We start from the raw sequence: 7,740 nt of genomic DNA, 5'->3' as shown, positions 1-7,740 counted from the left end.
AAGCGGAGATCATGGTGCCGATGCGGATGGCCTTTGCGGGGTCGGTCAATTCAGTATCCTCAGGCTGCAATGGCGACGCGCTGGCGCGTCTTGGCGCTCTCAATCGCTCCGAACACCATGGCGAGGCTGTTGATGTTGTCGCTGCCGATGGTTTCAGGCGGCGTGCCGGCCTCGATGGCGTGCAGAAAGTCGGCGATGACGCTGGCGTGGCCGCGCGTCTGGCCATCATCGGCGGGCTCCGGCACGTCGAGTTTCACCACAGGCCGGTGGAACCCTTCCTCACCCGCCACGACATGCGCTTCAAAGTTGTCGAGCCCGTCCCAGACGATGGTTCCGCGCGAGCCGATGATCCGCCATTGGCTCTCCCAACTGGTGTTCGCCCCCTCGGCGGCCCAGGAACCGCGGTAGGTGAAAGTCGTGTCACCCTCGAGTTCGAAGATGGCGTTGGCGGCCGCGCCGTGCGCGTACCAGGAGCCACCGGGGTTGGTTTCGTGGCAGTAGACGGCCTTTGCGTCCTTGCCGGACATGAACCTGGCGGCGTCGAACGTGTGGATCGCCATGTCGAGCAGCAGCACGTTCTGCATGGCGTCGCGAAAGCCGCCGAAATGTGCGCCGATGAAGAAATCGGCATGCAGTGCCGTGAGATCGCCAAGCTCGCCGCTGTCGATCAGCCGGCGGATGCGCCGCACGCCGGCAATGTAGCGGCGGTTCTGGACGATGGCATGTGTCCTGCCGGCTTTGGCCGCAAGGGCAACGAGGTCGCGTGCGTCGGCAAGGCTCGTCGCCATCGGCTTTTCGGATAGCACATGGCAGCCGTGGTTGAGTGCCGTGGCGACCACGTCGTGTCGCGCGCCGGGGATGACTACGTCGAAGACCAGATCTGGCTTTGTGCCCCTGAGCAAAGCTTCCAGGTCGGATTCAACCGCAGCCTTGCTGAGCCCGAACTCTAGTGCAAGACGCCGGGCCGCGTCGGGGTTGATGTCGTTGAGCCCGACAATAGTGATGCGATCCCGGAGGGCCGGCGTCTCTGCGATCGCCTTGATCCAGCCGCGAGCCATAGCTCCGCAACCAGCAACAACTGCCCGGTGCACGATTCCCCCTCAGCCGACTTTTTCTACCGCAAGCGCTTATCGGGTTATCGTAAGCGCTTACGATTTGTCCGTAAGCGCTTACGACGCTATTATTTCGCTCAGCTACATGTCAATAGGCGCTGATTTGAGCGAGGTACTGATGCGCGGAATCGCACGACTAGCCAAAGAGCTGGGCATTTCTATCGGCACGGTCTCACGTGCTCTCAACGACCGACCCGATGTCAGTCCAGCGACGCGCGAACTCGTGCTGACTACTGCAAAGCGCCTCGGCTACGCACCCAATCAGGCCGCTCGAACACTCGCACTGGGAACCACGCGCTCGATCGGCTTCATGATGGATCTCGATCGCGAGACCGCTGCCAGCAGCGAGTACTTCTTCATGGGCGTTTTCGATGGCGTCCAGGCGGTGTTCGCCGAGCACAATCTGGACCTGCTCGTTCTTCCGCGCCCCACCAGTGTGGACGCGGTTACCTATCTCCAGCGTTACGTCTCGAGAGGCGTCTTCGACGGCATGATCCTCGCCGCGACGCAGCGCGTTGATCCACGTATCGAGCTGCTGGAATCTGCCGGGCTGCCGTTCGCCACGCTCGGGCGTAGCAGTTCGGGCAAGGACTATCCATGGATCGACCTCGATTTCGAGGGCGTCGCCAACGCGGCGATCGACCGGCTGGCGGCGGCCGGGCATCGGCGTATCGCCGTCACCCTGCCCTCGGACAACATAAACTTCGGGCCGCTTTTTGAAGCCGCCTACAAAAGCGCCCTGGAACGCAATGGCATTCCGTTCGATCCCGCGCTGGTGTTCGCGCGAGGGCGCAACGAAGCCGTCGGATATGGGCTGGTGGACGAACTGGCGGCGTTGCCGAACCCGCCAACGGCCATCCTGTTGATTTTCGAGACGGTGGCCATCGGCATCTATCGCCGCCTCGCCGAGCTCGGAAAGGTGCCAGGCCGCGACCTCGCCATCATCGGGTTCCGCGATGAGCCAACGGTACGCTTCCTCACCCCGTCGCTGACCTGTTTCACCACATCGCTGCACGAGGTCGGCGAGGACCTCGCGCGGGCGTTGCTTGCGCGCATCCCCGCGCACGGCGACCAGTATCAGGACGGCCCCACGCGAAAGCTGGCCCCACTTTCGATCCGACAAGGCGAAAGCGGCTAACCGGCCTCGCTCTCATCGCCGAAGAAGCTTGCCCGGGCCTCAGGGCGTGATCCTGTAGGATGCCCCACGAGCCACATCCCATGCGACACGGTGGCGACCGGATGCGCCACCGCCAGCGAGTCGAGTCGCAACGGCCCCCGCCGGTCCAGTCACCGTGACCGCCTGCTCAGGCAGTTCGACAACAAGCTTGCCGTCGCGTCCAGCCAGAATGGTTGCCGATACGAGGACGCCATTGTGCCAGGAGACGCTCGCCTGGTAGCCGCCGCGGCAGCGGATATTGGAGATCGTGCCGCTGGACCAGCTCGGTGGAAGCGTCTTCAGCAGGCTGATGGCGCCCTCATGGCTCTGGACGACGAGCTCGGTGAGGCCGGCAACGGCGCCGAAATTGCCGTCGATCTGGAACACGTTGCCTTCCGGCCAACCGCTATGCGGATGAAGGACGAGCAGCGCGCGCGAAGTCAGGTGGTCGAGCAGCCCGCCGATCGAGCGCTCAGCCAGCTGTCGGTCACGCAAGCGCGCGGCGAGACAGAGTACCCAGGCCTGGCTCCAGCCGGTGTATCCAGTACCGTTGTCGAGGCGGAGATAGAGCGCGCGGCGAACGGCCTCGAAAGCCTCAGGCGTCCCGGCCTCAGTGATGCGGATGCCGGGGTAGAGACCGTAGAGGTGCGAGAGATGGCGGTGCCCCAGCTCCGCGGGGGTCTTGTCGTCGTCCCACTCGAGCAGGTTGCCGTTGGCGCCGATGATGGGGAAGCGGAGGCGCGCCAGCGCATCGCGGGCACGGGTGGCAAGTGGATCGGCGGGATCAGCGAGAGCGACAAAGCTCTCGAGGGTCTCGCGGATCAGTTCTTGGTCCATCGCCGTACCTTGGGTGATGGCGACCTCGGTGTCGGAAACGACGAAACTGTGCTCGGGCGAAGTCGAGGGGCTGGCAGCGAGAGCGCCGGTGCCCTCCCCAACAAGCATATCGAGCGCAAACTCGGTGGCGGTACGGAACACTGGGAGCGCCGTTTCGCCGGAGAATTTGGGGCTGGCGCTGCCGTGGTCGAGATGGTGCTGGAGATGGGCGGCCATCCAGTAGAGGCCGGAGGGCCAGTTCGACCATTGCGGGATGCCGGGCACCGGAGCGGTGAAGCGCCAGAGGTCGGTATTGTGATGGGCGGTGGCGCCGGAGGCTCCGTAGTAGCGGCGCGCGGTCACGGCGCCGGCCTCGGCAATCTCGCCGGTGAGCTTGAACATCGGCTCGTGGAGGTCTGCGAGGCCGCTGGCCTCCGCCGGCCAGTAGTTCATCTGCGTGTTGATGTTGATGGTGTAGTTGGAGCTCCAGGCCGGGCGGACATCGACGTTCCAGATGCCCTGCAGGTTCGTCGCCTCGGTGCCTTGGCGCGAACTTGAGATCATCAGGTAGCGGCCGAAGTGAAACAGCAGCTCGGCTCGTTCCGCTGCGGGACCCGAGGCGCTCAGGTCGAGATCGACGCGGTCGAAGAAGCTCTTGTAGTCGCCGCGGTGGCGCTGCCGCAGCGCTTCGGTGCTCTTCTCGAAGGCGGCAGCGACACGGCCGCGCGCCTCCAGCACGAGAGCGGCGAAATCGGCGCTCGGGCGCTGGTCATGACCGCGGTAGCCGGAGGCGGCCGAGGCGATGAGGCGCAGGCTGCCGGTGGCGCTGTCCCGATGCAGCGCGGCGACAACCGCATAGCCCATACCGGCGGCAACGGTGTTGTCTTCCGCGGGAGCGGCGGTGTCGTAGCGCACGGGGTCGTCGCCCGACGTGTAGTTGGGCAGGACGTGCACCGGCACGCGAGCGGTGGCGACGAGCCAGATTGTGCCGTGCTCTTCGGAGAGGGAGATTTGGGTATCGGGGTGCGAGGAGTGGAACGCAATCCGGGCCCGCTCAAGCGGATGGACGCCCTGCCCGGCGGCAATAGCAACCAGAACGCCGTCGGGATGGGAGACGAAGCTCTCGACGCTGGCGCTGCCGGCGGCACCGCTGTAGCTCGAACTCGCTACGGCCTCCGAGACATCCAGGCGACGAGCGTAGTCGGCGACGAGCACATCGTCGCCATAGGCGAGCTCGATGGCGCCGAGCGGCTGGTAGGACTGGGTCCAGCTTTGGCCCTGCAGCGCCCGGCCGAGCTCGTCGGCCCTAAGGTAGTCGCGACCGCGGATCGCCTCGCGCAGCTCCGGGATGAGGTGGGCAGGCCCCTCCCCTTCCTCCGGCTGCAGCGGACCGCCGGACCAGACGGTATCAAGGTTGAGATCGAACCGCTCCGTGCCGACGCCGCCGCGCACGGTGGCGCCGAGCCAGCCGTTGCCGATGAGGAAACTGTCGATGAACCCGGCTGCGGGGGAATCGAGATCGAGGCAGTAGCGGGGCATGAAAAGTCCTGGATAAAGTGGTTGGAATTGAGCTCAGCGCGAGCCAAGAGCCCCGGGGGCGAGCAGCCGACGGGTCGAGCCGCGCAGGATGATGTCGCAGTTGAGCGTGATTGTGTGTGGCTCGTGGTTGACCCCGCGTTCGGAGAGCCGGGAGGCCATGATCGAAGTGATGGTCTCGGCGATCTTGGCCACGGGCTGGGCGACAGCCGTAATCCCCGTCTCGTGCAGTTGGAACAGCGGCACGTCGTCAAAGCTGACGAGCGAGATGTCGTCGGGCACTTTCAGCCCGTGCTCGCGCAACATGCGCAGTGCACCGACGCCCATGTTGTAGTTGGAGCAGTAAAGGGCGGTCGGGGGCTCGGCGAGCGACAGCAGGCGCAGCATGCCCGAGTAGGCTTCGGCCTCGTTCCAGTGCGTATCGAGCACGTAGTCGGGATTGATTTCGAGCCCGCGGCTCAGCATGGCCTGCCGATAGCCCTCGAAGCGCTCGCGACCCGTCCAGTCCTGAATGTTGCCGGTGAGGACGGCGATGCGGGTATGGCCGATATCCAGCAGTTGGGTGACCGCACGAAAGCTCGCGGCGCGATTCTCGACCAGCACCCGGTCGACCGGCAGGCCCTGCCAGCCATTGTCGTAAAAGATCACCGGCGTGCCGCTGTTGACGAGGTCGCGGATCAGGTCATCGACATCGTTGCGGCCATCCATCACCAGGCAATCAACGCGGTGGGTGACGAAGAAATCGAGCGCATCGGCGACCGAGGTCGGGTTGGCATCATGGCAATATGTCAGGAGCGCGCGACCCGACTTGCGCATGGCGCGGCTTAGATGCTCGAGCACCGCGGAATGGAACTCGCTGAGCGAGGGAACCATGAAGCCGACCGTGTTGGTGAGGTCGGCCTTCATGGCCGCGGCTATGGCGTTGCGGCGATAGCCGAGCTCGCCGATTGCCTGCTCGATCTGGTCGCGGTTGCCGCGGCGCACCGGATGGCCGTTGAGGTAGCGCGAGACGGTGCCGATGGCGACGCCGGCGCGGTCGGCAACCTCTACGATGGTCGCCTGCCGCCTCTTGCCGCTCTCGGTATCGTCGCTGTCGCTCAAACCGTTCCCTCGAAGACCAGCGCGGAGTGGATTCGAAGGCTCGGGAGCCGCACCTCCACCCGATCGCCGCCGTTGGAGAACGGCACATCTTCCCCCGTCAGAGCGTCATAGACGCGCGTCGGCGTGCGCGGCAAGCGCACGGAGGCGGTAACGGGGCCAAGTGTCGGGATATCCTCGATCATTTCCATCGGGCGCACCCCGCCTTCGTTGTTGGGCACGCCCTTGCCGCGGATCTGCGGCGCGCCGTACAGCAGGTGCAGAATGTGCCTGTTCTGTTCGGGTTGCTGGGTGAGCGTGGCGCGGGCGGAAGACGGCAGATCCGTGACGATGGCGCGGCTCGGAAGCAGGCGGTCGATCAGCCCGCGGACCAGGTACTTGTAAAGTGGCTGGCCCATGGCGTGGTACATCGAAAAGATCGGATACGCGATGTAGCCGATGCCGCCCTTGATGGTGACGGCAGCGCCGAGCGACGCGGCGGCCGGATCGTCCGGCGCGTGCTGGTGTGAGCTGAAATGCTTGTAGCTACGGTTGAAGTACGAGGGCCCGATCTCGGCCAGTACCTCGGCTCCCTCGGGGACGATCGTCTCGGCGACGCCGTACATGACGAAGGGCGTTTGGGTGAGACCGGCGTCGAGCGAAGGGCCGGCGCGCAGGTAGGATGGGTGGAACGCGACCGGACCCGAACTGCGAATGCCGGCATCGATGGCGAACCGGCCATCGGCGTTGACACCGGACTTGCCGCTCAGCACCAGCTTGCCGCCCTTTGCCGTGTAGGCGTTGAGTTGGGCCGCCAGAGCGGAGTCGACCGGGATGTCGTCGGGCAGGATGAGCAGCCGGTAGTTCTCGAACGGGGTCGATGGATCGATCACGTCAAAGGGGAGCTTCAGCTCCTGCAGCATCTGGGCCGCACCGTCGTCGGCCGAACTGTTGCGAGCGCCGCCGGGGTGAAAATACTCGGACGTGAGGATGGCGACATCCGACACCTGGCGCGCGCCTTCAAGGTAAGGCTCAAGCCTTTCGATACGGGCATAGGCCGGGGCGATGGAGGCGTACGTGTCGGGATTGATCGAACCATCCGGGTGCAACTGGTCGCCGACGAGGCACTTGGCGCCGAGCGCCACCATCTGGGCTACTTCGAACTCCAGCGCATCTGCATGCTTGAAGCCACCGAATTCGCCCCAGCTGGTGTGGAACTTGCCGGTTTGGGCGACGAAATCGAGCCCCAGCGTCGCGGCATAGCGGGCGCTCGAGGGAAAGTGGTCGTAGCCCCAGCCGCCGGTGGGCAGGCTTTCGAGCTCGAGATGGCTATAGGTCGAGAAGCGCTTCGGGCCCTGCTTATGGATGTGGCCGCAGTTATAGAAGATGCGCAGCCCAGGAAATTCGGCGCGAAGCGCGGCGCTGGTTTCAGCCCGGAAGCGCTCGTTCACCCATTCGTCGTTCTCTAAGCGATCGGCCGGGTTGGTCGGGTCGAGCCCGCGCTCGGCCATCGTGGCAAGGCACTCGGCGCAGACGCAATCCGGCGTCAGGATGATGTCGAAGAAGATGCCCTGCGTCTCGTAGTTGCGGGCGACCTCGCGGGCGTGCTCGAGCAGTTCGTCCCGATACGCCTTGTGGTTGAGGCAGAGCGTGTGCCAGCCGGCGGTCAGTTGGTCGGGATCGAAGCGGTTCTCGGTGGCGCTGCGCACCCGCCATTCGGGGTGGATGCGAGCGTTGCGCTCATCCCACTGCACCGAAATGTAGATGGGGCACTCGATATCGGCGGCGGTCAGTGCAGTGACCATGTCGCCCATCAGGTCCGGACGAACGAGGTTGGGATGCGGGGCGCCGACCTTGGTGGGATAGTACGACCAGCCGTGGTGGCACTTGGCGAAGATGGTGATCGAGTTGACGTGCGCGGCCTTGAGCGTGGCAACGAAGTCATCGGGATCGAACGCCGACCCAACGCCCGGAATGTGCTCCGAAGTGTGGAAATCGAGATGAATCTGGCGATAGCGGAGCGGCTTGTTGGTCGAGGGCATG

Annotated in this window: 5 protein-coding genes; 1 reads left to right on the top strand and 4 read right to left on the bottom strand. The window is 65.0% G+C overall.

The window, feature by feature from the left end:
- Window positions 1-59: 59 nt before the first annotated feature.
- Window positions 60-1,094, bottom strand: a complete 1,035-nt coding sequence (locus tag AC1DWU_RS21975; protein ID WP_477152152.1) for a Gfo/Idh/MocA family protein — start codon at window positions 1,092-1,094, stop codon at window positions 60-62.
- Between the two features lie 136 nt (window positions 1,095-1,230).
- On the opposite strand from AC1DWU_RS21975, the gene AC1DWU_RS21970 reads away from it, so the two are divergent.
- Window positions 1,231-2,250: a substrate-binding domain-containing protein gene (locus tag AC1DWU_RS21970; protein ID WP_477152147.1), complete on the top strand. Its 1,020-nt coding sequence runs from the start codon at window positions 1,231-1,233 to the stop codon at window positions 2,248-2,250.
- A 39-nt stretch (window positions 2,251-2,289) separates the two neighbouring features.
- Here the strand turns inward: AC1DWU_RS21970 and AC1DWU_RS21965 are convergent, their stop codons facing one another.
- The 3 genes from AC1DWU_RS21965 to AC1DWU_RS21955 are packed head-to-tail and all read right to left on the bottom strand — an operon-like array spanning window position 2,290 to window position 7,739.
- Window positions 2,290-4,623, bottom strand: a complete 2,334-nt coding sequence (locus AC1DWU_RS21965; RefSeq protein WP_477152146.1) for a glycosyl hydrolase family 95 catalytic domain-containing protein — start codon at window positions 4,621-4,623, stop codon at window positions 2,290-2,292.
- A 33-nt stretch (window positions 4,624-4,656) separates the two neighbouring features.
- Window positions 4,657-5,721 (bottom strand): LacI family DNA-binding transcriptional regulator, encoded by a 1,065-nt coding sequence (locus tag AC1DWU_RS21960; protein ID WP_477152145.1) that lies wholly within the window; start codon window positions 5,719-5,721, stop codon window positions 4,657-4,659.
- Window positions 5,718-7,739 (bottom strand): beta-galactosidase trimerization domain-containing protein, encoded by a 2,022-nt coding sequence (locus AC1DWU_RS21955; RefSeq protein WP_477152144.1) that lies wholly within the window; start codon window positions 7,737-7,739, stop codon window positions 5,718-5,720. Before AC1DWU_RS21955 ends, AC1DWU_RS21960 begins: the two co-directional genes overlap by 4 nt.
- Between the last annotated feature and the right edge of the window lies 1 nt (window position 7,740).

The sequence above is a fragment of the Devosia sp. P2_G7 genome, from assembly GCF_056403495.1.
Note: the sequence above shows the minus strand (reverse complement) of the source record. Positions and strands in the feature narration are given on the sequence as shown.